This window comes from Pseudomonas brassicacearum, assembly GCF_003732265.1.
Taxonomy (GTDB): domain Bacteria; phylum Pseudomonadota; class Gammaproteobacteria; order Pseudomonadales; family Pseudomonadaceae; genus Aquipseudomonas; species Aquipseudomonas brassicacearum_D.
The window spans coordinates 1-304 of the sequence record NZ_MOBK01000330.1 but is presented as its reverse complement, the minus strand read 5'-3'; the positions used below and the strand labels follow the sequence as shown (position 1 = coordinate 304).

At 57.6% G+C, this 304-nt stretch carries 1 protein-coding gene; it reads left to right on the top strand.

Annotated elements, in window-relative coordinates:
- Window positions 1-304 (top strand): 16S rRNA (cytosine(1402)-N(4))-methyltransferase (gene mraW, locus BK660_RS31540; protein WP_123436454.1); only part of this gene is annotated, 304 nt, incomplete at both ends.

Below are 304 nucleotides of genomic sequence, written 5' to 3'. Positions count from 1 at the left end.
TCTGGCCGAAGTGTTGAAAGTCGCCAATCCTGCCTGGGAGAAGGGCAAGAATCCTGCTACTCGGGCTTTCCAGGGATTGCGCATCCACGTTAACAACGAACTGGGTGATCTCGAGGCCGGCCTTGAAGCGGCGCTGGAGTCGCTGGAAGTGGGTGGTCGCCTGGTGGTGATCAGCTTCCACTCCCTGGAAGATCGCATCGTCAAATTGTTCATGCGACGCCTGGTGAAGGGCGAGTCCGACAATCTGCCGCGCAACCTGCCGGTACGTTTCGAAGCCTTCGTGCCGAAAATCAAGATTCATGGC